Origin of the sequence: Actinophytocola sp. (assembly GCF_009379765.1) — a bacterium.
In the GTDB taxonomy this organism is placed as follows: Bacteria; Actinomycetota; Actinomycetes; order Mycobacteriales; family Pseudonocardiaceae; genus Actinophytocola.
Window position 1 is genome coordinate 1 of the sequence record NZ_WHTD01000017.1, and the last position, 22526, is coordinate 22526.

19 protein-coding genes and 1 pseudogene are annotated in these 22526 nt (G+C 71.3%); 10 read left to right on the top strand and 10 right to left on the bottom strand.

Annotated elements, in window-relative coordinates; genetic code table 11:
- Both GEV28_RS07365 and GEV28_RS42190 read right to left on the bottom strand, forming a co-directional pair.
- Window positions 1–101, bottom strand: a 101-nt coding sequence (locus tag GEV28_RS07365; protein WP_291410130.1) for a CoA transferase, incomplete at its 3' end; no start/stop codon positions are given.
- A gap of 11 nt (window positions 102–112) precedes the next feature.
- A pseudogene (locus tag GEV28_RS42190) lies at window positions 113–1827 on the bottom strand (thiamine pyrophosphate-binding protein).
- Between the two features lie 247 nt (window positions 1828–2074).
- On the opposite strand from GEV28_RS42190, the gene GEV28_RS07380 reads away from it, so the two are divergent.
- From GEV28_RS07380 to GEV28_RS07405, 5 genes are all read left to right on the top strand, one after another.
- Window positions 2075–3100, top strand: a complete 1026-nt coding sequence (locus GEV28_RS07380) for a 2-dehydropantoate 2-reductase (RefSeq protein WP_291410134.1) — start codon at window positions 2075–2077, stop codon at window positions 3098–3100.
- Window positions 3101–3524: 424 nt separating this feature from the next.
- The gene (locus tag GEV28_RS07390) at window positions 3525–4088 is read left to right on the top strand and encodes an NADPH-dependent FMN reductase (RefSeq protein ID WP_291409934.1); all 564 of its coding nucleotides are present in this window, start codon (window positions 3525–3527) and stop codon (window positions 4086–4088) included.
- 76 nt (window positions 4089–4164) lie between these two features.
- Window positions 4165–5148, top strand: coding sequence for an ATP-binding cassette domain-containing protein (locus GEV28_RS07395; RefSeq protein WP_291409936.1), 984 nt, complete (start codon window positions 4165–4167; stop codon window positions 5146–5148).
- A gap of 227 nt (window positions 5149–5375) precedes the next feature.
- The gene (locus tag GEV28_RS07400; RefSeq protein ID WP_291409939.1) at window positions 5376–6224 is read left to right on the top strand and encodes an ABC transporter permease; all 849 of its coding nucleotides are present in this window, start codon (window positions 5376–5378) and stop codon (window positions 6222–6224) included.
- 177 nt (window positions 6225–6401) lie between these two features.
- On the top strand, window positions 6402–6617 hold the full coding sequence (locus GEV28_RS07405; protein WP_291409941.1) for a hypothetical protein: 216 nt from the start codon (window positions 6402–6404) through the stop codon (window positions 6615–6617).
- A 653-nt stretch (window positions 6618–7270) separates the two neighbouring features.
- Here the strand turns inward: GEV28_RS07405 and GEV28_RS07410 are convergent.
- A complete protein-coding gene (locus tag GEV28_RS07410) occupies window positions 7271–10378 on the bottom strand; it encodes an AAA family ATPase (protein ID WP_291409943.1) in 3108 nt (1035 codons plus the stop codon).
- A gap of 83 nt (window positions 10379–10461) precedes the next feature.
- The gene (locus GEV28_RS07415) at window positions 10462–10848 is read right to left on the bottom strand and encodes a Na-translocating system protein MpsC family protein (protein WP_291409945.1); all 387 of its coding nucleotides are present in this window, start codon (window positions 10846–10848) and stop codon (window positions 10462–10464) included.
- A gap of 343 nt (window positions 10849–11191) precedes the next feature.
- On the opposite strand from GEV28_RS07415, the gene GEV28_RS07420 reads away from it, so the two are divergent.
- The 3 genes from GEV28_RS07420 to GEV28_RS07430 all read left to right on the top strand — a co-directional run bounded on the left by GEV28_RS07420 (window position 11192) and on the right by GEV28_RS07430 (window position 12553).
- On the top strand, window positions 11192–11674 hold the full coding sequence (locus GEV28_RS07420) for a cysteine dioxygenase family protein (protein WP_291409947.1): 483 nt from the start codon (window positions 11192–11194) through the stop codon (window positions 11672–11674).
- Complete coding sequence (locus tag GEV28_RS07425) at window positions 11671–12072, top strand: rhodanese-like domain-containing protein (protein WP_291409948.1); 402 nt, start codon at window positions 11671–11673, stop codon at window positions 12070–12072. Before GEV28_RS07420 ends, GEV28_RS07425 begins: the two co-directional genes overlap by 4 nt.
- A 262-nt stretch (window positions 12073–12334) precedes the next feature.
- Entirely contained in the window at window positions 12335–12553 is a 219-nt protein-coding gene (locus GEV28_RS07430) for an SDR family NAD(P)-dependent oxidoreductase (protein ID WP_291409950.1), read from the top strand.
- 48 nt (window positions 12554–12601) lie between these two features.
- On the opposite strand, the gene GEV28_RS07435 is transcribed toward GEV28_RS07430, so the two are convergent.
- The 5 genes from GEV28_RS07435 to GEV28_RS07455 all read right to left on the bottom strand — a co-directional run bounded on the left by GEV28_RS07435 (window position 12602) and on the right by GEV28_RS07455 (window position 16533).
- Window positions 12602–12949, bottom strand: coding sequence for a hypothetical protein (locus GEV28_RS07435; protein WP_291409951.1), 348 nt, complete (start codon window positions 12947–12949; stop codon window positions 12602–12604).
- Complete coding sequence (locus GEV28_RS07440; RefSeq protein WP_291409953.1) at window positions 12949–13173, bottom strand: DUF397 domain-containing protein; 225 nt, start codon at window positions 13171–13173, stop codon at window positions 12949–12951. Before GEV28_RS07440 ends, GEV28_RS07435 begins: the two co-directional genes overlap by 1 nt.
- A 246-nt stretch (window positions 13174–13419) precedes the next feature.
- Window positions 13420–14328: a helix-turn-helix transcriptional regulator gene (locus GEV28_RS07445; RefSeq protein ID WP_291409955.1), complete on the bottom strand. Its 909-nt coding sequence runs from the start codon at window positions 14326–14328 to the stop codon at window positions 13420–13422.
- Between the two features lie 132 nt (window positions 14329–14460).
- Window positions 14461–15285 (bottom strand): MerR family transcriptional regulator, encoded by an 825-nt coding sequence (locus GEV28_RS07450; RefSeq protein WP_291409957.1) that lies wholly within the window; start codon window positions 15283–15285, stop codon window positions 14461–14463.
- A gap of 81 nt (window positions 15286–15366) precedes the next feature.
- Window positions 15367–16533, bottom strand: a complete 1167-nt coding sequence (locus GEV28_RS07455) for a S1 family peptidase (protein WP_291409959.1) — start codon at window positions 16531–16533, stop codon at window positions 15367–15369.
- A 121-nt stretch (window positions 16534–16654) separates the two neighbouring features.
- Here GEV28_RS07455 and GEV28_RS07460 point away from each other — a divergent pair, with 121 nt between their 5' ends.
- Complete coding sequence (locus tag GEV28_RS07460; RefSeq protein WP_291409961.1) at window positions 16655–17596, top strand: MBL fold metallo-hydrolase; 942 nt, start codon at window positions 16655–16657, stop codon at window positions 17594–17596.
- 86 nt (window positions 17597–17682) lie between these two features.
- The gene (locus tag GEV28_RS07465) at window positions 17683–22071 is read left to right on the top strand and encodes an AAA domain-containing protein (RefSeq protein ID WP_291409984.1); all 4389 of its coding nucleotides are present in this window, start codon (window positions 17683–17685) and stop codon (window positions 22069–22071) included.
- Here the strand turns inward: GEV28_RS07465 and GEV28_RS07470 are convergent.
- A complete protein-coding gene (locus GEV28_RS07470; RefSeq protein ID WP_291409986.1) occupies window positions 22016–22444 on the bottom strand; it encodes a nuclear transport factor 2 family protein in 429 nt (142 codons plus the stop codon). The two genes, GEV28_RS07465 and GEV28_RS07470, sit on opposite strands and share 56 nt — an antisense overlap.
- Between the last annotated feature and the right edge of the window lie 82 nt (window positions 22445–22526).

Here is a 22526-nt window from a genome sequence, read left to right on the forward strand (position 1 = left end):
ACCACGTCCGCACCGAGCCACGCCAGGATCTGCGTGCACGACGGTCCACTTTGGACGTGGGTCATGTCGAGGACGCGAACACCCTCGAGAGCCTTTCCCATGAAAAGTCCCCTTACTTGTACATGGTCTGGTTCATCGTCCCGGGTGCGTACACCTCCGGGTCGACCCACACGTTGATCAGCGAGGGCAGGCCGCTCTCCCGCGCGCGTTCGAGCGCGGGACGGATGTCCTTCGGGTCGCGGACCTCCTCGCCGTACCCACCGAGCAGCCTGGCGAACTCGTCGTAGCGGACGTCGCCGAGCGTGTTGCCGACCCGGCCGCGGTCCGCGCCGTACTTCTGGATCTGGCCGTAGCGGATCTGGTTCATCGACGAGTTGTTGCCGACGACGCCGACGAAGGGCAGGTTGAACCGGACCAGCGTCTCGAAGTCGAAGCCGGTGAGGCTGAACGCGCCGTCCCCGAACAGGGCGACGACCTCCTTGTCCGGCCGCGCGTACTTGGCCGCCATCACGAACGGCACACCGACCCCGAGTGTCCCGAGTGGACCCGGGTCCATCCAGTGGCCGGGCGACTTGGGCTGCACGACCTGGCCGGAGAAGGTGACGATGTCGCCGCCGTCGCCGATGTAGATCGAGTCCTCGGTGAGGAACTCGTTGATCTCGTGCACCAGCCGGTACGGGTCGATCGGGGACGCGTCGGAGAGCTGGCGGGGCAGCCGCTTCTCATACGCCGCCAGCTCGACCGCGCGCAGCTCCTCGAGCCACGTCTTGCGGGCGACAGAGCCGTTGTCGACCCGGCCGGAGGCGGCCTGCGTGACCGCGGCGAGCACGGCGCCCGCGTCGCCGACGATGCCCAGGTCGATGTCGCGGTTCTTGCCGACCGTGCGGTAGTCCAGGTCGATCTGGACGACCGTGGCCTGCTGGGAGAGTCGCTTGCCGTAGCCCATCCGGAAGTCGAACGGGGTGCCGACGATGATGATCAGGTCGGCGTTCTGGAACGCGTAGCGGCGGGCGAGCTGCAGGTGGTGCGGGTCGCCGGGGGGCAGTGTGCCGCGACCGGAGCCGTTCATGAAGGCCGGCACGTTCAGCGTGCGGACGAACTCGGTGGCCGCGTCCGTGCCGCGGGTGGTCCATACCTGGCTGCCGAGCAGCACGCAGGGCTTCTCGGCGCCCACGACGAGGTCGGCGAGCCGCTCGACGGCCGCCGGGTCGCCCGCGGACCTGGTCGACGCGCGGTAGGCGCCCGTCTTGGGGATGCGTGCCTTCTCCAGCGGGACCTTGGCGTCCAGCACGTCGCGCGGGATCTCCAGGAAGGACGGCCCGGGAGCGCCGAGGAAGCACTCGCGGAACGCCATCGACACCAGTCCGCGGCCCGCTCGGTGCTCGGCACCGTGGCGGCGAACTTGGTGATCGGGTTCATCATGTCGACGTGCGGGAGGTCCTGCAGCGAGCCCATCTTGTGCTGGGACAGCGCCCCCTGGCCGCCGATCAGCAGCATCGGGCTCTCCGCCCGGAGCGCGTTGGCCACGCCGGTGACCGCGTCGGTGGTGCCGGGGCCCGCGGTGACGACCGCTACGCCCGGCTTCCCGGTGATGCGGGCGTAGCCGTCGGCGGCGTGCGCGGCGACCTGCTCGTGGCGTACGTCGATGACGTCGATGCCCTCGTCGACGCAGCCGTCGTAGATGTCGATGATGTGCCCACCGCACAGCGTGAAGATCACGTCCACGCCCTCGGCCTTCAGCGCCTTGGCCACCAGATGACCGCCGGAGATCATCTCCGGGTTCTCCTGACCGTCGCTGCCCGGTGTCTCCCGGACCGTTGAAGCCATGTGACTTGTCATCTCCTCATGTCATCCGTGTGTCGAGGTGTGGCGCATACTGCATACCGTATGACCTTAGTGAGGGCCAGGCCCCCCGGTCTACGTTTTGTCACTCGCGCCTGCCGAAGGCGTTACCTGGTCCCTGTCGAACTGGCCCGCCGGCCTGCCCACCGGCCGCCGCACGCCTCTGAGCAGCCGATCCATGCTCGTCTCTTCTAGTTTTGCCGAACATCTCATACTGTATGCTGCATACCAAATGAACACAAGAACGGAGCTTGCGGTGAAAGTTGCTGTTCTTGGGGCCGGCGCCATCGGCGCGTATGTCGGTGCCGCCCTGCACCGAGCCGGAGTCGAGGTGCATCTCATTGCCAGAGGTCCCCACCTGGAGAAGATCCGCGAGTCGGGTGTACGGGTCGAGAGCCCGCGCGGCGATTTCCAGGCCCGTCCACACGCAACCGACGATCCGACCGAGGTAGGGACGGTCGACCACATTTTCCTTGGCCTGAAAGCAAACCGATACGCCGACGCCGGTCCGATGATCAGGCCGCTGCTGCATGACGACACGACGATCATCGCCGCGCAGAACGGGATCCCGTGGTGGTACTTCCACGGTGTCCCCTCCAAGTACGAGGGCTACCGGATCGACAGCGTGGACCCCGGCGGTGCGGTGTCCGCGGCGTTGCCGGTGGAACGGGCGATCGGCTGCGTCGTCTACGCGGCCACCGAGATCGTCTCCCCGGGGGTGATCCGCCATCTGGAGGGCACCCGCTTCTCCATCGGAGAGCCGAGCGGTGAGATCTCCGCGCGCTGCACCTCCTTCGCCGAGGCGATGGTCGCCGGCGGGCTGAAGTGCCCGGTCGAGCCGGACCTGCGCAAGGACATCTGGCTCAAGCTGATGGGGAACATCGCGTTCAACCCGATCAGCGCGCTGACCCGGGCCACGATGGCCGGGATCTGCCGCCATCTGACCACCCGCGAGCTGGTGGTCCGGATGATGAGGGAGACCCTCGACGTGGCCGCCCGGCTGGACGCCCACCCCGAGATCTCCATCGAACGCCGCATGGCCGGGGCCGAGCGGGCCGGTGAGCACAAGACGTCGACCCTGCAGGACCTGGAGAAAGGCAAGCCGCTGGAGCTCGACGTGATCCTGAAGGCGGTCGTCGAGCTCGCCGACCTGACGGGGGCGGAGGCGCCGACGGTGCGGGTGGTCAGCGCGCTGGCCGACCTCCTGAACGAGCAGGTGGCGACGGTGCCCCGGCTGACCCCACCGACCCCGGGCTGACCGCCCGGCAGCTCCACGGCAGGGCGCGCCCCGGACGAGACCCGTCCGGGGCGCGCCTCATTCGTCCAGCGGGGCGCCGCGCCAGCGCCGGCCCGTCCGCCGCGGCTCGCCGTCGACCCGGCCCGTCGCCCACAGCAGCGACGCCCACGGCTCCTCGACCGTCACCTGGGGAAACATCCGTGCGAGTACGCGCGCACACGTCCCGCGACGGGTCGAGGGCCAGCCCCAGACCACGGGCGATGTCCTCGCCGTGCACGAGGAGCTCGACGCAGCCCAGCCCCGCGAACCCTGTCTGCCCAACTAAACTTTGCGGTTAATTAACCGACAAGTTGAATGTGGAGGGTTCACGAACGTGAGCCAGCCGCCGCTAGATCCGATCTAGCACCCCGTCTCGCGCCTGGATGGTGAGGCACGAGGAGGACCGATGAACGCACGGCTGCGGATCGCGGTGATCGTCGGCAGCACTCGGGAGGGCCGCGTCGGCGACGCGATCGCCCGGTGGTTCGTCGATCTCGTGAAGCAGCGCGGCGACGTCGAGCTCGACCTGCTCGACCTGGCCGATTTCGACTTTCCCCACCACTACCCGGAGGAGGCGACCCCGCGGATGACGACGTTCACCTCGGCGATCGACCGCGCCGACGGATATGTGGTGGTCACCCCCGAGTACAACCGCAGCTTCCCGGCGTCGCTCAAGCAGGCCATCGACTTCGCCTACGACGAGTGGCACGCCAAGCCCGTCGGCTTCGTGTCCTACGGGTGCCGCAGCCGCGGCCACTACGCGGTGGAGTCGCTGCGGGTCGTGTTCACCGAGCTGCACACGGTGGCCGTGCGCGACGAGGTCGCCATCGACCTGATGGCCGTGCGCGGCGACGGCACCCCGCGGGACAAGGCGGTTCTCGAGGTCGCCGTCACGACCATGCTCGACCAGCTGACGTGGTGGGCCCTCGCGCTGCGGGAGGCGCGCGCGGCCCGCCCCTACATCGCCTGACCCACGCTCGACATCTCGCTCGACACACCGCTTGACACACCGCTTGACACACCGCTTGACACGAGGGGAAGGAACCATGCCCGACCTGGCCATCGAGACATCAGGTCTCGTCAAGACATTCGGCACCACACGCGCGGTGGACGGCGTCGACCTCGCGGTGCCCGCCGGCACCGTGTACGGCGTCCTCGGCCCGAACGGTGCCGGCAAGACGACCGCGGTGAGGATGCTCGCCACGCTGCTGCGCCCGGACGGCGGGGAGGCGCGGGTGTTCGGCCACGACGTGATCCGCGAGGCGGACAAGGTGCGCAGCCTCGTCAGCCTCACCGGCCAGTACGCCTCGGTCGACGAGGACCTGACGGGCACCGAGAACCTCGTGCTGATCGGCAGGCTGCTCGGCCATCGCAAGCCCAGGGCCCGGGAGCGGTCGGCGCAGCTGCTGGAGGCGTTCGGGCTCACCGACGCCGCCGGCAAGCAGGTCAAGAACTACTCCGGCGGCATGCGGCGGCGTATCGACATCGCGGCGAGCATCCTCAAGACGCCGGACGTGCTGTTCCTCGACGAGCCGACCACCGGTCTCGATCCCCGCAGCCGCAACCAGGTCTGGGACATCATCCGGATCATCGTCGCGCAGGGCACCACGGTCATGCTCACCACACAGTACCTGGACGAGGCCGACCAGCTCGCGTCCCGGATCGCGGTCATCGACCACGGCAAGGTGATCGCCGAGGGCACGCCCGGCCAGCTGAAGGCGTCGGTCGGCGCAGGCTCCATCCACGTGCGGCTGCGCGACGCGGCGCGGCGCGAGGAGGCGCTGCGGGTGCTGACCACGGTGCTCGGCCCCGCGGTGCATCTCGACCCCGACCCGGTGGCACTCACCGCGCAGCTGTCCGGCGAGGACTCCGACCGGGAGGCCGCCGAGCAGGCGTCGCGGGCGCTCGCCGAGCTGGCCGCGGCCGGCATCACCGTCGACAACTTCTCCTTGGGCCAGCCGACCCTCGACGAGGTGTTCCTGGCCCTCACCGACCACCTCGCCACCGAGTCCGAGGAGGCCGCGGCATGAGCAAACCAACCACCGTGCTTCGCGCGAATGCCGCCCACGCCGAGCGGAGCGAGGCAGGTGCCACAGCATGAGCAAACCAACCAACGCAACCACCGTGCTTCGCGCGAATGCCGCCCACGCCGAGCGGAGCGAGGCAGGTGCCACAGCATGAGCAAACCAACCAACCCAACCACCGTGCTTCGCGCGAATGCCGCCCACGCCGAGCGGAGCGAGGCAGGTGTCACAGCATGAGCACCACAACCACCGAGCCCGCTGTCAGCACCTACACGCCCGCGGCGGAGAGCCTGAACGCCGTGCTCGCCGCCGGCGAGCAGCCGCCGAGACCGAGTGCCTGGTCGGCGTCGCTGACCTTCGGCTGGCGGGCCATGCTCAAGATCAAGCACGTGCCCGAGCAGATGTTCGACGTCACCGCGTTCCCGATCATGATGACGTTGATGTTCACCTACCTGTTCGGCGGCGCGCTGGCCGGGTCGGTCACCGAGTACCTGCAGTTCCTGCTGCCGGGCATCATGGTCACGAGCGTCGTCATGATCACGATGTACACCGGTATGGGCGTGAACATCGACATCGAGAAGGGCGTGTTCGACCGCTTCCGCACGCTGCCGGTGTGGCGCCCGTCGGCACTGGTCGGCGCCCTGTTCGGCGACGTGTTCCGCTACATCACGGCCGCGGCGGTCATCCTCGTGGTCGGCCTGATCCTCGGCTTCCGCCCGGGCGGCGGGGTGCTCGGGGTACTGCTCGGGATCGTGCTGCTGGTCGGCTTCTCGTTCGCGTTCTCCTGGATCTGGACGATGTTCGGTCTGTTCCTGCGGTCGGAGAAGTCGGTGATGGGCGTCAGTATGATGGTGCTGTTCCCGCTGACCTTCCTGTCGAACGTCTTCGTCGAGCCGGAAACGATGCCGGGCTGGCTGCGCACGTTCGTCGAGGTCAACCCGATCACCCACCTGGTGGCCGCTGTCCGCGGCTTGATGCAGGGCACCCCGGACGCCGGTGAGATCACCTGGGTCCTGGTGGCCGCCGTGGTGATCATCGCGATCTTCGGCACCCTGACGATGCGGCTCTACAACAGGAAGTGACCCGGGGGGCGGTAGCGGCGGGGCCTTCTCAGCGCGAGGAGGCCCCGCCGAGGCGCCTTGCGCAGTCCGCATGATTACGCCAGGAAACCTCAGTCGGTGGCTCAGGCTGCGTGGGTGTGGGGGTGGTGGAGGGTGTTGCGTTGGGGTGTTTGGGTGGGGTCGATCCATGGGGGTGGGATGAAGTGGACTCTCGGAGTTCAGGCCGTAGTCGCGCTCGACCACGACGCGTTGCCCACCCGTGAGTGCTCGGACCTGCTCGCCGCCGCCCTGGACGCCCTGGCAGCCGCGGCGTTCGCCATGCGGAGCCGGTTCGGCCCCGCCTTCGGCGAGCCCTGGTCGACGATCACCGTCCTGACCCGCGGACGGCTCCTCGCTCTGGCCTCGACCGGCTGAGCCACCGGCATCGGTCCTGGCCGCGCCCTGCCTTCTTTCGTCCACGCACGACGAACCCGCGACTCGTCGACGCGACCGGCGGTCCTGCTCACCCATGAATCCGGCACCATGCCGACGAACACCGGCACGTGCCGATGACACCGTCCACTTTGACCGAATCCCGGTCGGCACGGCTAACGCCCGCTCCATCGCATTTTCAGCGCCGGGCAACATCCGCTGATCGTGCGGGTCCTTCGTGCCCTGTCGCTCCGCACCAACTGGCCCGTCCTGGTGACTTACCCGGGGTGGTGGAGGGCAGTTCGGGACAGGTGGGTGACCTGCGAGAACATCTCGCCGCGGTGCCGGATCCCCGTGCTCTTCGTGTCGTGGAGTGCGGCACACCTTGGGTCGATCCTGCTCGTCGCCGCGGCCGCGGTCCGTGCTGGTGCCCGGTCTGTCACCGCGATCGGCGCGTGGTTCTCCGGCCGATCAGGAATCACTCAGCTAGTGTCGCGTGATCCTGTTCCTTTGCGTCCGCTGTGGATCAACGTGGTTCCTGGCAAGGCGGAGGAAAGTCGCTCGTACTGGATGTACTTGGGCTTCTCTCCAACGCTGTAACACAGACAGGGCCGCTGTTGGCCGCAGCGGCGTAAAGGTTTCAGGGTCACGCGACACTAGAGCGTCCAGCGGGTCGGGCTCGGCGGCTGGTAGCAGCACGTGGCGCCGGTCGATACCGAGTCGCGGAGGTGGGTGGCCAGCTCGGGGTGGCGGTCGTCCAGTTTGCGGAGGGTGTCGCGGATTCTCGCGGTCACCGTCTTTCGTGCGCGTTCGGCCTCGTCGCCCAGGCGGCGTTGGCGGACGCCCAAGCCCGTCGCCTTGCGGAGCTCGTCCAGCAGGGCCTCGCGTTCCTGGTCGTGGGCCGCTGCCTTCTCGTCGTCGCCGCGGAGGGTGGCGGCATCGATCATCTCGTCCAGTGTGGACAGTCGGCGCCGGTAGGCCGCGCGGGCCCCGGCGTCGAGGACGTCGTCGCCGCTCAGCCGGGCCGCGGCCACGACCTCCTGGCCGCCTTCCGGGTTCAGCAGGCGGGTCGCCGAGACCTCGGTGCCGGGAGAGGACAACAACACGTGCAGGTCTCTCAGGCCCTTGGCATCCGGGACGTGCACGGTGCGGCCGGCCATGGTCAGCGACCAGGTCTCACCCGTGTAGTGGAACTCGTTGCGGGGCGCGGAAAGCGCCGGCACGAGGCCCGCGCGATGGCGGATGTCCAGCTCGGCCGCCTCGCGGGACGCCTCGTCCCGCAGGACCGCGGCCCGCGCCTCGTCCCCCGCGGCGGACAGCACGCCGGCGAGGCCAACCTTGGCCTCGACGACCCACGGGCGGGCACCCAGGGTCTCGGCCGAGCGGAGGGCCTCGGCGTAGCTCGACTCCGCCGCGTCCCGGTTGCCCAGCGCCGACTCGACCGCGGCGAGCCACAGGTCGGCCGGACCGCCGATGTCGCAGCCGTACAACGCGACCAGCCACTCCCCCGCGTGCGGCGCCAGCGCCGACCGCGCGCGGTCGCCCAGCGACGGGTCGCCGGTGAGCGAGGCGGCCTGGGCGAGCAGCCGCAGCCACAGCGCGCGGAACGGCCCCGGCACCGGCCGGTCCCGCGCGTCGGCCTCGGCCACGCACCGCAGAGCCGTCTCGCGGTGGCCGCGCGCGGCGGCCGTGATGCCCTCGAGCAGCTCCGGGAACGGGTAGCGCACGTCGAGCGCGCGCAGGCGCAGCTCGTCGAGGTCGTCCCACCTGCCCTGCAGCTGCAACGACGCCCAGCGCAGGTGATGCACCGCGTGCCGCATGTGTGGGTGGTCCGTCTCCTGCGGCACCGACATCGCCTTGGCGAACATGGCGTCGGACTCGGCGAACCGCCCGCACATGGCCGCGATGATGCTCTGGTCGATGTCGGCGCCGACCACCATCGAGCCTTCCGGCCTCTGCTCGGTCAGCGCGACGAACCGGATGAACCTGTCGTGGTAGCGCGGGTCGCCCAGCTCGAGCAACGCCACCCAGCTCAGCGACGTGGCCCACTGCTCCATCTCGGCGTCGTCGAGGCGTCGGCCGATGGCCGCCAGCTCGTCGCACAGCTCGAGCCGCTCGGCCCCGTGCCCCGGCTCCCACAGCGTGTCGTGCATGGTCCACAGCGAGAAGCCCAGCGCGTCGTCGTCGTTGCCGCTCCGGGCCATGGCGACGACCTGCAGGATCACCTCGCCCACCAGCTGGTCGGGCGACTTGCCGTCCTGGTCGGTGCCGACCATCCTGCGGTGCGCCGCACGCAGCAGGCGGGCCTTGAGCTCCGCCCGGCCGTCCGGGCTGCCCACGCCATGGAGCGTGAGCGCGACCCGGGGCAGCATCTCGGTGTCGTCCAGCCGCAGCGCGACCTCGGCCGCCTCCCCCAGCCAGTTCCACGCCTCCCCGACCGGGCCGAAGTGGTACAGCTGGCTGCCGAGGTCGAGGCTGAGCCTGGCCCGCCGCGGGTCGTCCCGGCCTACCAGCGCGAGCGCCCGACGGTAGTGCGCCGCCGACTCCTCGACCGCCATCCGCTTGCGCGCGTCGCGGGCGGCGGCGGTGAGGAGCTCCACGACCACGTCCGGCTCGATCTCGGCACCCGCCAGGTAGGCGTGCCGGGCGCGGTCGGCGGGGAAGATCCGTTCGGAGAGCGCCGGTGACCGGCCGAGCGCGCCGACGACCGCGGCGTGCCGGCTCCGCGCCTCGGCCTCGTCGAGTGCCTCGTACAGCGTCTCCCGGACCAGGTCGTGGGCGAACGCGAACCGGCCGTCGCCGAGCGCGACCACCAGGCGAGCCGCGATCGACTCGGCCAGCAGCCGGTCGACGTGCGGCACCGGCGCGGCCACGACCGCGGCCAGCACCTGGCGGTGGAACTCCCGGCCGAGCACGGCCGCGTCGGTGAGCAGCGTCGACACCATCGTCGGCAGCAGCGACAGCCGGCGGCGCACCGCGTCGCGCACGCCGGGCGCGACCGTGGTGAGCGCGCTGCCGCTGTGCCACAGCCGGGCGGTCTGCTCGACGAAGAACGGGTTGCCGCCCGTGCGCAGGTGCACCTCGGTGACGAGGTCCGCGGCCGGCTCCGCGCCCGTGGTGCGCGCGATGAGCGCGCCGACCTCGGCCTCGCCGAGCCCGGTGAGCGTGACCGTGGTGGCCCTGGCCAGGAGCGGCAGCATGAGCGGGGCCAGCGGGTGATCGGCGGCCTCCACCTCGACGTCGCGGTAGGTGCCGACGAGCAGCAGCCGCTCGAACCAGGTGTGCTGTGCGACGAACTCCAGCAGCCGCACCGACTCCGGGTCGGCCCAGTGCAGGTCGTCGAGCACGACCACGACCGGCCGGCGCTGCGCGACCGCCACCAGCGCGCTGGTGACCGCGTCGTACATCTGGAACCCGTCGGCCTGCTCGCCCCGGGTGTCGCCGAGCAGGAACGCGAGCGGCGGGCCCGCCGCCTCCTGCACCGCCATCCACTCCTCGGCCGTGGCCTGGCGGCGCAGCCCCCGGACCACCTGCACCCACGGCCAGTAGCCGGGCGCCGCGGTGGAGTCCCAGCACGACCCGGACAGCACCAGCGCGCCGTCCCGCCGCGCGGTCTCCATGCCGGCGGTGACCAGCGTGGTCTTGCCGATGCCGGCCTCCCCGGTGACCAGCACGAGCCCACCGTGGCTGCCCGCGGCGCGGCCGATCTCGGCGCGCAGCACCCCGGCGGGGTGGTCGCGGCCGATGAGCTCAGCTGTAGCCATGTCCGGTTCGCCGCCTCTGGGAGGATCTGGGGGATCTGGGCGGGCTCGATAGTAGGCAAACCCACCGACAGTCCGCCTGTTCCTTATCCGCCGGAGCCGCCGGAGCCGTCGTCGTCGTGCATCTGGTCGGAGAACACGAACACCCGGATGGCGCTGCCGGTGTCCGGGTGGACCTGGGCGAGGTAGGCGGTGGCCGGCCTGCCCACGATGCCCTCGACGGCCTCGAGGAAGTCGGCGCGGGTGGCCTCGTGCAGTGCCTCGTGGTGGCGGATCACCGCCTCCCGGTGGCCGCGCTCGCCGAGCACGGCGTCGGCGACGGTGAGGCTGTCGATGGACAGCACGACGAGGCTGACGGGGTCGTCGTCGCTCACCGAAACCTGGACGTTGCGCGGGCCGCGGCCGTAGAACGTCCGCTCGAGGCTGGTGATCCGCTCGGCTACCGCGTTGCGTTGCGCCCTGGTTATCCGCATGGCGCCATTCCCTTCGCCGGCTGCCGGGCCCATTGTGCCCGCACTCCCCCGCCGGATACTCTCCCTGGTGAGCGCATCGCTCACCCCACCGGGAAACCATAGTGGCTGATCGGGCTGTGCCGCAGTGCGCCCGTCGAACGCGGGCGGGCCGCGCGGCGGGACGACTCGAGCGAGACACCACTCGTGATGGCCTCGACCGAAGGTCGTGAACAGCGACCGGCGAGCGAGGACACCGCGGGTGCCAAGCGAAAGGGCTTGTCTCGTGGAAATGCATCGCCAATCCGTCGCGCCTTCTTTTCCGACGAGTTCGGATCCACATTATTCACCGCAGGAACTATGCGCGATGGTCACCGAAATTGCCGGCTCGCCCATTCATTGGACGAACTCCGTGCGATTCGACCTGACCGAACGCTTCTACTCCCGGCTGCACGTCGACGAGGCCGTCGAGGTGTGGCTGATCTGCTGGGACATCGGGCAGGACACGCTCCTGCACGACCACGGCGGCAGCGTCGGCGCGTTCACCGTGGCCAGCGGCTCGCTGCTGGAGGATTTCGGCGCGGTGCACCGAACGGGGTTGCGCACCCGCCGGCACGCGGCCGGGGACTCGGTCGGTTTCGGCGTCGACTACCTGCACAACCTGGTGAACGTCGGCACCGAGCCGACGGTGTCCATCCACGCCTACTCCCCCCCACTGAGCGCGATGAACTTCTACTGCTGGCTGCCGACCGGGATGCACCATCTGCGCGAGATCCGGTGCGACACCCCGGAGCCGGAGGTCACCGCGCTCGAGGCCGAGGCCGTGGGGCTCCGGAAGGCGGCGTCGTGACCGACATCGTGAGCGGGCTCCTGGAGCACGCGCGGTCGCGGATCACCCGGTACGCGCCGGCCGAGGCGGCGGAGGCCATGCGGCGCGGCGCGATCCTGGTCGACCTGCGCCCCACCGAGTTCCGGTGGCGGTTCGGCGAGGTGCCCGGTGCGATCGCGGTGTCCCGGCACGTGCTGGAGTGGCGGCTCGACGTCACCAGCGAGCACCGGCTCAAGGAGTTGCGCGCCGGCGACCGTGACCAGGAGATCGTCCTCATGTGCAACGAGGGCTACACCTCCAGCCTCGCCGCGCACCAGGTGATGACCCAGCTCGGGCTGACCAACGTCACCGACGTGATCGGCGGGTTCGCCGCATGGCACGAGGCCGACCTGCCGACCGTGTCCCGGCTGACCAGGTAACCTCGACTAGAACGTGTTCTAGTCGAGGCGGCGGCTGGCACGCGGGGCGCGGGTCGCCGGCGGCGCGAGCGGCATCGGGCGCGCCTGTGCCGCCCGGCTCGCGGGTGGCGGGCTCGACGTGGTCACCATGGACCTCGCGACCGGCGCCGACCTGCGGGCCACCGACACGGCCGCGGTGGCCGGCGCCGTCGAGCGGGTGGGCCGGGTCGACGTGCGGTGAACAGCGCCGGCGTGGCCGGCCCCGGCCGAGCCCCTCGCCGAGGTGACCGACGCGGAGTGGGCGGCGACGTTCGCGGTCAACGTGACCGGGCTGACCAAGGCGCTGGGCAAGGAGCTCGCGATGACCGGGGTGCTGGTGAACGCGGTCGCGCCAGCGGTGATCGAGACACCCATGAGCGCGACCGCCGATCCGGCGGTGATGGCGAGCCTGATCCCAATGGGCCGGCTGGCTCGGTTCGGATCGTTGCAGCTTCTCCACTGACGCGGTCTACGACATCAGCGGAGGCCGGGCGACCTACTCGGAGCTGTACTAGGCGCTCGCGCGGTTGGGAGTCAGCACCAGACCGGGCGTACGGTCGTCCGGCAGCGCGAGCATGGCGCCGAGGACCGCGTCCACCGGTCCGACCTCCCGCCAGAACACCCGGCTGGGCGCCAAGATGTCCTGGTCGGGGGGCACTCGGGCGGCGACGACCTCGTCCTCGCCGTGCAGCTGCACCACGTCGACGACGTTGTGGTGGGCCCGCACGCCGACGACCGCCACGATGTCGCCGTTCTCGTCTCTGGGGTCGACGAACCGGAAACCGCGCGCCACGAGCGCACGGAGCTGGGCATCGGTGCTGGTCGCGGCGCGGGCCGACGACGCGGCACTGGCGGCCATCAAACCCCCCGCTTCCGCACGTCGCCCAGGAAGGCGACCAGGTCGGTGCGGGAGTACACGAGCACCGGACCGCCCGGGTTGCGCGAGTTCCGTACCGCGACGACCTCGCGTCCCGGCCAGGTCAGCTCGACGCAGTTGCCGACCGCGCCGCTGCGGCTGCTCTTGCGCCACCTGGCGTTCTCGAGCCGATCCGCGGACATGCCGTTACGAACTTTGCCTGCCATGATCCCCACCTCAATTCCGACTACTACAGTGGGTGCACCTGCACGTGCAGTTGCATACACTCAAGATAACATGTGCTAGTGCAGCGGTAAATGCACGTGCAGATGAATGCGCAGGGACGCGGGGGATTGATCGGCTACCAGTTGTGTTCGCCCAGGTAGAGCCTCATGGACCGGTCATCACGAGGACCAGGCACTTATCGTGACCACCTGATCAGGTGACACCCACGGGTGAGGAAACCGCGTGGACTAGCCGAGTTCGGCGCGGAGCTTGGACAGCGTCTGGCGACTGCGGTCCGGGGTCTCGGCGTCGACGGCGAGGCGGTCGATCACGCGGCCGTAGACCTCGATCTCGTTCGGGCGGTCGAGGTACAGGGCGCCGTTGAGGTGCTCGATGTAGACCACGTCCGGCAGGGTCGGCTCGGCGAACCGCAGCATGCTGAACGAGCCCTCGGCCGAGTAGCCGCTCAGCGAGTACGGCACGACCTGCAGCGTGACGTTCGGCTGCTTGGTGACCTCGAGCAGGTGCTCGATCTGCCGCCGCAGGGTCGCGATGCCGCCGAGCGGGCGGTGCAGCACCGACTCGTCGATGACCGCCCACATGCGGGGCGCGCCCTGGCGGAACAGCACCCGCTGCCGCTGCACGCGCAGGTTCACCCGGCGCTCGGTCTCGTCGTCGATGCGAGCCGGCTGGCCGTGGCTCGCGACCGCGCGGATGTACTCCTCGGTCTGCAGCAGGCCCGGCACGAACAGCAGCTCGTAGTTCTGGATGAGCGACGCGGACTCCTCCAGGCCGACGAAGTTGGAGAACCAGTCGGGCATGAGGTCGTTGTAGCGGTGCCACCAGCCGCGCTCGTTGGACTTGCTCACGAGGTCCAGATAGAAGGCACGCTCGTTCTCGTCCTCGACGCCGTACATGGTGAGCAGGTCGGCGACGTCGCGCTCCTTGAAGCCGACCCGGCCGAGCTCCATCCGGCTGATCTTGGAGTCGGAGCCTCGGATGGCGTAGCCGGCGTCGGCCCGGGAGATGTCGGCGGCCTCACGCAGCCGCCGCAGCTGGGCGCCCAGCACGATTCGGCGGGCCGTCGGCGCTCCGCTGCCCTCGCCACCGGCGAGCGTGGCAGACTCGGCGGCACCGCGAGGGTCGTCCGCGGCCATCTCCGCCTCCCCAGCTCTCGATCTTCGCGTCACCATCGGACAACTCAGAGTACGTGTTCGAGGGTCGTGCCGGGAAGTCGCACCGCCGTTCGCCAGGTCGAACGCACCCGGCGAACGGCGGCGGAAAACGCGTCAGCCGACCGGTAGCTGCAGCTCAGTGACCCAGCGGTCGAATTCCCCCCGCGGGCACTCCAGGTCGACTTCACGCGGATAGCCCAACGACCGGTACCCGTGCCGCTCGACCCAGGCGGCCAGCGCCTGCTCGGTCGGCAGGATGTTCTCCATCTCGCCGCGGTGCACGATCGTGGTCGCCTTCGCCAGCGGCGGCAGGTCGACCACGCCGAACCCGGCGCCGTCGGCGCCCAGCGGGCGGTCCACCGGCAGCGTCGCGTGCACGACGACCTTGCCGCCGCCGTCCGGCACGTCCTCGTACCGGGCGACCGCGGGCCCGGTCGGCGTGACGCCGGCCTTGTCCAGCTGGTCGCACAGGTCGCGGTACAGCGGCTGGATGACCGGCCCGATGTCCTCCGGCGCCCAGCTCGCCGCGATGGCGGTCAGCTCGGCGACGCGTTGCGCCGGGATGCTCTTGAGCACGACGTCCTCGGTCGGCATGTGACCCTCACTCTCGATGAGCCGGAGCCTCGCCTCGACCCGGCGCAGCCGGTCGGTCTCCTCCGCGATCCTGGCCTGGACCTCGGCCTGCCGGAGCTGCAGCATGCCGCGCAGCCGCTCCCCGCCGACCGGCTCGTCGAGCAGCTCGCCGACCTGGCCGAGGGTGAACCCCAGGCCCTTCAGCGCGATGATCCGGTTGAGCCGGGCCAGCTGGCGCGCCTGGTAGAGGCGGTATCCGGTGGCGTGGTCGACGTGCGCGGGCCGCAGCAGGCCGAGGGCGTCGTAGTGGCGCAGCATGCGCACCGACACCTGGCCGTGCCTGGCGAAGTCTCCGATACCGAACATGACGGGTCAGTTCTACGAGCTGACACGGTGTCAGGGTCAACACCGCCGCGCCCTGGGTGGGCGCGGCGGTGCGCACCTTACTTATGCCGTCACCAGCGAGAGGCCGTACACCCCCAGCACCTCGTTGACCGGCTGGAACCAGGTCTGCCCGCCACTGGAGCAGTTGCCCCACCCGCCGGAGGTCATGCCCTGGGCCTGGTCGCCGGTGATGAACGAGCCGCCGGAGTCGCCGGGCTCGGCGCACACGCTGGTCTTCGTCATCTGGTACACCGCGCCCTGCGCGTAGTTGACCGTCTCGTTCTTGGCCAGCACCGTGCCGCAGTGCCAGTGCGTCGTGGAGCCCGAGCGGCAGATCGACGAGCCGACCGGCGCCTCACCGGAGCCGCGCACCAGCCGGTCCGGCACCGTGCCCCAGCCCAGCACGACCGGCGCGCCCCACCAGCCGTTGCCGATCCGGATGAAGGAGTAGTCGTTGCCCGGGAAGGACGAGCCGGCGAAGGTGCCCATCCACGAGCCGTCCCAACCGACCACCGAGCTGCCGACCCCGCCGCAGTGCCCGGCGCTCACGAAGCCGCCGTGCACGGAGAAGCCGATCGAGCAGCGGGTGTTGCCGTTGATGTAGTACGAGTCGCCACCGACCGTGCCGGCCGAGAACGGTCGCGGCAGCTGGTCGGTCTCCTCGACCGTCACCGGCCCGGCTTTCCGCGCCAGGTCGAGGAAGTCGGCGACCTCGGTTCCGGCATCGGCCCGCACCGGCCCGGCGGCGGCGCCGCGCCGGATCGTGACGACCACGCTGCCGCTGCGCGGGTCGACGCGCCAGCCGGCGACGTCCGCGGGCGCCTTGACCGCGTCCAGCTTCGCCTTGACCGCGTCCAGCTCGGCCTGGGTGTGCGCCACCGTGGCCACGCCGGCCCCGGTCGCGCGCACGGCCGCCGCGGCCGCGGGGTCCGGCGTGGCCAGCCCGACCACGAGGGAACCGCTGGCCGGGTCGAACCAGGAGCCGCCGTAGGCCGCACCGGCCGCGTCGCGCGCGGCCGGCTCGATCTCGATCGCCACCGACTCCTGCGCGAGGCGGGTGACCGCCTGCGCTTCGGACAGGCCGAGGTCACGCTGCATCGCCGCGACCACGCCGGAAGACGCGATCGCGCTGTCCACCTCCGCGGCCGACGACGTGCCGCCGGCGACGATCGTGCTCAGTGCCGCGAGCGCACACGCGCCCACCGACCCGAGCAACCTTGCTCGCTTCATGGTGCTCTCGTTTCTCAGCAGGGGTGAGAGAGGTGAGAGCGCTCTCATGCACCAAAGTGGTATATCCGGCGGCGCCCCGTCAAGGTCTAGACCAAATTTCGTCCACTCCTAAGGTGGGCGGATGACCTCCACGGCCCACGACATCACCTCCCCCGCCCCGCCGCGTGTCGAGGAGGTGAGCGACGGCGTCTTCGCCTACCTGCAACCGGACGGCACTTGGTGGATCAACAACACCGGCTTCCTGGTGGGTGCGCGCGGCGTGCTGAGCGTCGACGCGTGCGCGACCGTGCGCCGCACCCGCGCCTACCTCGAGGCCATCGCGGCGGTGACGCCGCGGCCGGTGCGCACCCTGGTCAACACCCACCACCACGGCGACCACACGTTCGGCAACTTCCTGTTCGAGGGTGCGACGATCGTGGCGCACGAGGCGACCCGCGACTCGGTACTCGCGTGGGGCAAGCCGTTCGACGAGCCGTTCTGGACCAAGGTCGACTGGGGCGAGGTGCGGATCGAGCCGCCGTTCCTGACCTACACCGAGGGCGTCACCGTCTGGGTGGACGACCTGCGCTGCGAGGTCCGGCACACCGGCACCCCCGCGCACACCACGAACGACTCGATCCTGTGGGTCCCCGAGCGCCGCCTGCTGTTCTGCGGCGACCTGCTGTTCAACGGGGGCACCCCGTTCCTGCTGCAGGGCTCGGTCGCCGGCGCGATCGAGGTGCTCACCGAGGTGGTGCGGCCGCTGGACGCGGTGACGATCGTGCCCGGCCACGGCCCGGTCGCCGGCCCGGAGCTGATCGACGACGTGCTCGGCTACCTGCGGTTCGTGCAGACCACCGCGCGGGACGGGAAGGCCGCGGGGCTCACGCCGCTGGAGGTCGCCCGCGAGACCGACCTCGGCGACTTCGCGGCGCTGCGGGACCAGGAGCGGATCGTCGGCAACCTGCACCGCGCGTACGCCGAGCTCGACGGCACCGAGCCGGGCGGGCAGATCGACGCGGTGGCCGCGCTGCGGGACATGGTGGCCTACAACGGCGGAAAGCCCCTGACCTGCCTGGCCTGAACGCCGGAAGCGAAACCGGCCGACGAACCGATCCCGGACAAGGGACACTGGACCCGACCGACGCCCACGGCCGCAGGGGAGCTCAGGTGACCGAGGCCAGTACGCAGGCGGCCGGCCAGGACCCGCTGGTCGGCCGAGCCGTCCGGCTGTTCGAGTTCCTCGGCCGGACCCAACAGCTGCGCAACCTCCCGCCACCCACCGTCGACGGCTACCGCTCGGTGCTCTGGCTCCACGACCTGCCCGAACACCCGGCGGTCACCGCCGCGCACCGCGGCGAGCCGGGGCTGGACGACCCGTTGCTCACCGTCGACCGGGTCGCCCGGGTCGAGCCGCCCGCGCCGGACGGGTTCACCCTCGACCGCTGGGACGACCCGGAGCTGCCGCCACCGCCGCCGGAGGACGCGGTGCTGCGCGCGCGGTACGACGAGTGGCTCGCCGGCTGGCGGGAGTGGGCGGCGCAGGAGCTGCGGGACCAGCCGGTGCGTGCCTGGTACGGCCGGCTCTTCGCCACCTATGTCGCCGCCACCGGCAACCCCGAGGAGCTGGAGCTGGTCGTCGGCCTCGGATGCCTCGCGTGGGCGCCGCCCGGGCACCCCGCGGTCCGCCGGCACCTCGTCACCGCGCCGGTGGGCATCACGCTCGACGACGACACCGGGCGCCTCGCGGTGCGGCGGGTCGAGTCGGTCGACGCGGCGGACGTCGAGCTGGACATGCTCGACCCCGGCCTGATCCCGAACCCGCGGCACGTCAACGACATCCGCGCGCAGGCCCGCGAGCTCGCCGGCCACCCGCTCGACCGGGCCGGAACAGGCGCGCTGGTCCGCCGCACGGTGCACACGCTCGACGCGGGCGGCGAGTACCGCGACGCCGACACCGTGCCCGCGCCGGCCGGGCACGCGGTGGCCGTGTTCGCCCCCGCGGTGATCCTGCGCAGGCGCTCGCAGCAAGGCCTCGTCGAGATCTTCGGCACGATCGTCGACCAGCTCACCGAGTCCGGCGAGGTCCCCGACGGGCTGCGGCCGCTCGTCGACCCGGACCACCGGCCGCGCCCGCGGACCACGCCGCCCGAGGCCGGCGCGCTGGTCGCGGTCGACGACGACGAGTTCCTCCCGCTGCCGGTCAACGACACCCAGCTGCGGATCGTCCGGCAGGTCGACACCCAGGCGCAGACCCTCGTGCAGGGCCCGCCGGGCACCGGCAAGACGCACACCGCCGCCGCGCTGCTGTCGCACCTGCTGGCGCAGGGCAAGCGGGTACTGGTCACCGCGCACACCGACCGCGCGCTGCGCGAGGTGCGGGACAAGCTGCCGGCGGAGATCAAGCCGCTGTCGGTGGCCGTGGTCGGCACCTCGCGCGAGGACATGTCCGACCTGAAGGTGGCCGTCGAGCGGATCGCCGCGGCGGCCACCGAGCACGACCCGGAGGCCGCGAAGGAGACGATCCGCGGGTGCCTCGACGCGGTCGAGCGGCTCCGGCTGCGCCGGGCGGAGCTGCACGCGCGGCTGGTCGCGGCGCGCGAGGACGAGGTGCGGGAGCACTCGCACGCCGGCTACACCGGCACGCTCGCCGCGATCGCCCGGTCGCTGGAAGCGTGGCGGCCGCGGTTCGGCTGGCTCACGTCGCCGGCCGACGTCCGGGCCGACGAGGAACCGCCACTGACCACCGTCGAGATCGTCGAGTGGCGGGCGCTGCTCCTGGACCGCGCACTCGCGGACGACGAGCTCGAGGCCGGCGGCCGGCTCGTCGACCTCACCACGGTGCCCCCGCCGCCCGGGTTCGCCGACCTGGTCCTCGCCGAGGGCGCGGCGGCCGCCGACGACCAGCGGCACGACGTCGAGAAGGCACACCTGGCCTTCGACGCGGTCCGCCGGGTCGACGGCGCCGCGCGGGAGCAGCTGCGCAGGCGGCTGCGCGAGCTGGCCGACGAGGCCGACGACCTGGCCCGGCGCCGCGAGACGTGGATGAACGACGCGCTCGCCGACATCCGGTCCGGGCGCGGCCGGGCCTGGCACGGTCGCGCGCAGCAGATCACCGCGCTGGTGGCCCAGGCCGATCAGCTGGTCGCCCGGTTGGGTCCACTCACGACGGTCGAAGTGGACGGTCAGATACAGCTGCTGCTGCCGGTGGCGCGGCAGTTGCACGCGCACCTCGCGGGCGGCGCGCTGAGGACAGGGCCGGACGGTATGCCCAAGGTCGGCGCGCTGGCGCCGCGGCCGGTCAAGCAGGCGCAGGTGCTGTTCGCCCAGGTGCGGGTGGACGGGCTGCCGCCCACGAACACCGGCCAGCTGACCGCGTTCCTGGTGTGGGCCGACCTGACCAAGATTCTCACCGCGCTGGACCGGGCGTGGCCCGCCGGTGCCGTGCCGCCGGCCGGGTCCGCGCACGAGCGGGTTCAGTGGCACAGCACGGAGCTGGACCAGCTGCACCGGGTGCTGCGGCTGTCCGAGGCGCTGGAGACCGAGCAGCGGCTGCTGCACGACGCCGGCCTGCCGAGGCCGGACTGGGCAGACCTCGACGCGGTGCGCCTCTACGCGAACCTCGTCGACGTGGCCGCGGCGGCGGACGCGCACGCGGCGGCAACCGTGCCGCTGCGCCGGATCGAGGCGACGCTGTCGGTCGCGGCCGGGCACGCCGACGCGGCGCCGTGCGTGCGGGCGTTGCGGCAAGCGGCAAAGCAGCGCGATCCCGACGAGTACGCGGTCGCGCACAAGCGGCTGGAACGGCTGCACGAGGTGCGCCGTCTCGTTCTGCGCCGCGACGGCCTCGCGAGCCGGATCCCTCCCCGACTGCGCACCGCCGTCGAGTCCACCGCCGCCGAGTCCACTTGGGACGATCGGCTCGCCGGGTTCGCCGACGCGTGGGTGTGGGCGTCGACCGGCGCGTGGGTGCTCGACCAGGGCACGGCGGACGTCAACGCGCTGCAGGCCGAGATCGGGCTGACCGAGCACCGGATCCGGCGCGAGGTCGAGACGCTGGCCGCCACCAAGGCGTGGGGGCACGCGGTGTCGCCGGACCGGCTGACCGGCCAGGCGCGGGCGAACCTGGAGCACTACGCGTACCTCGTGCGCCGGCTGGGCAAGGGCACCGGGCGGTACGCGGCGCAGCGGCGGGTCGAGGTGCGCCAGGCGATGGACCGGTGCCGGCCGGCCGTGCCGGTGTGGATCATGCCGGTGTACCGGATCGCCGAGCAGCTGGCGATCCGTGCGGACATGTTCGACGTGGTGATCGTCGACGAGGCGTCGCAAGCCGGGCTCGAGGCGACGTTCCTGCAGTACCTGGCGCCGCGGATGGTCGTGATCGGCGACGACAAGCAGGTGTCGCCGTCCGCGGTCGGGGTCGACCAGCAGCAGCTGCGCGACCTCGCCGGCCAGTACCTCGCGGACGACCCGTACCGGTCGGCGTGGCAGGACCCGCAGCGCAGCCTCTTCGACGAGGCCAAGATGCGCTACCGCGGGCTGCTCACCCTCACCGAGCACCGGCGGTGCGTGCCGGAGATCATCGGGTTCTCCAACCGGGTGGCCTACGAACCGGACGGGATCCGGCTGGTGCCGGTGCGCCAGTACGGCGCGGACCGGCTCGAGCCCGTGCGCGCGGTGTACCTGCCGGACGGGCACGTCGTCGGGACGACCGACAAGGTCAACCCCGTCGAGGTCGAGGCGCTGGTCGAGCAGCTGGAGAAGTGTGTCGCCGACCCGCGCTACGACGGCATGACCTTCGGCGTCATCTCGCTGCTCGGCTCCGCGCAGGCCAAGGCGATCGAGCGGCGGCTGCTGGAGCGGATCGCGCCGGAGGACTGGGCGGCGCGGCGGATCCAGTGCGGTGACTCGGCGGACTTCCAAGGTGCCGAGCGGGACGTGATGTTCCTGTCGATGGTGGCCGCCGGGCCGGCGCAGGTGCCGCTGACCCGGGACCTCTACGTGCAGCGGTACAACGTCGCCGCGTCGCGGGCGAAGGACCAGATGTGGCTGTTCCACTCGATCCCGCCGGGTGCCCTGGACAACGCCGAGGACATGCGGTTCCAGCTGCTCGACCACTGCTACGGGGTGCTCGCGTCGCCGCCGGACGAGTCCCTGCGGATGGTGGCGCCGGAGGACACGCTGGTCGAGCCGTTCCCGTCGCTGTTCACCCAGCACGTGGCGAACCGGTTGGTGGCACTGGGCTACTCGGTCGTGCCACGGTACACAGTGGACTCCTACGTGCTGGACCTCGTGGTCGTCGGCGCCCGGGCCCGGCTCGCGGTGCTGTGCGAGGGCGACGAGTGGCGCGGCGCGGCCGCGTACGAACGGGACCTGGCCAGGCAGCGGGACCTGGAGCGGTGCGGGTGGCGGTTCTTCCGCATCCGCGCGTCGTCGTTCTACGTGGCCCCGGCCGTGGTGCTGGAGCGGCTCACGGCCGCGCTGCGCCGGCTCGACATCGTGCCTACGCCGCTGCCGGCGGGAAGCCCGGCGGCACCGGGTCCGACCACACCGGGGTGATCCGGGCGCCGTCGAAGCGCCAGCCCTCCTCGGTTCGCCTGGCGGTGAAGTCGTAGCGGGTGCCGGCCTGCCGGTGCGGTGGCTGGCCGTCGCGGAAGAAGATGTTGAGCAGGTTGGCGGAGACGTCGGCCCGGTCGCCGGCCACATCGACCAGGACGTCGGTGGAGAGGTGCTGGGTTCGCCCGCCGTCGACGGTGCTGCTGGTTCGGGCGCTGACGAGCACCTCGTCGAAGCCGGTCGACATGCCGCGCGGGGCGTGCACGACGGCGTCCTTGGCGAAGACGGTGCGCAGCCCGTCGTCCTCGCGCGGGTCGTCGAGCCAGCGGCCGAGCTTCACCACCAGGTCCGTGAGCTCCAGTCGGTCCTCGATCATGGTTCCTCAATTCGTTGGCCATACCAATGTTGGCACGACCAACAGTACACGATCGTTGGCCCGACCAACTAATATGGGCGCC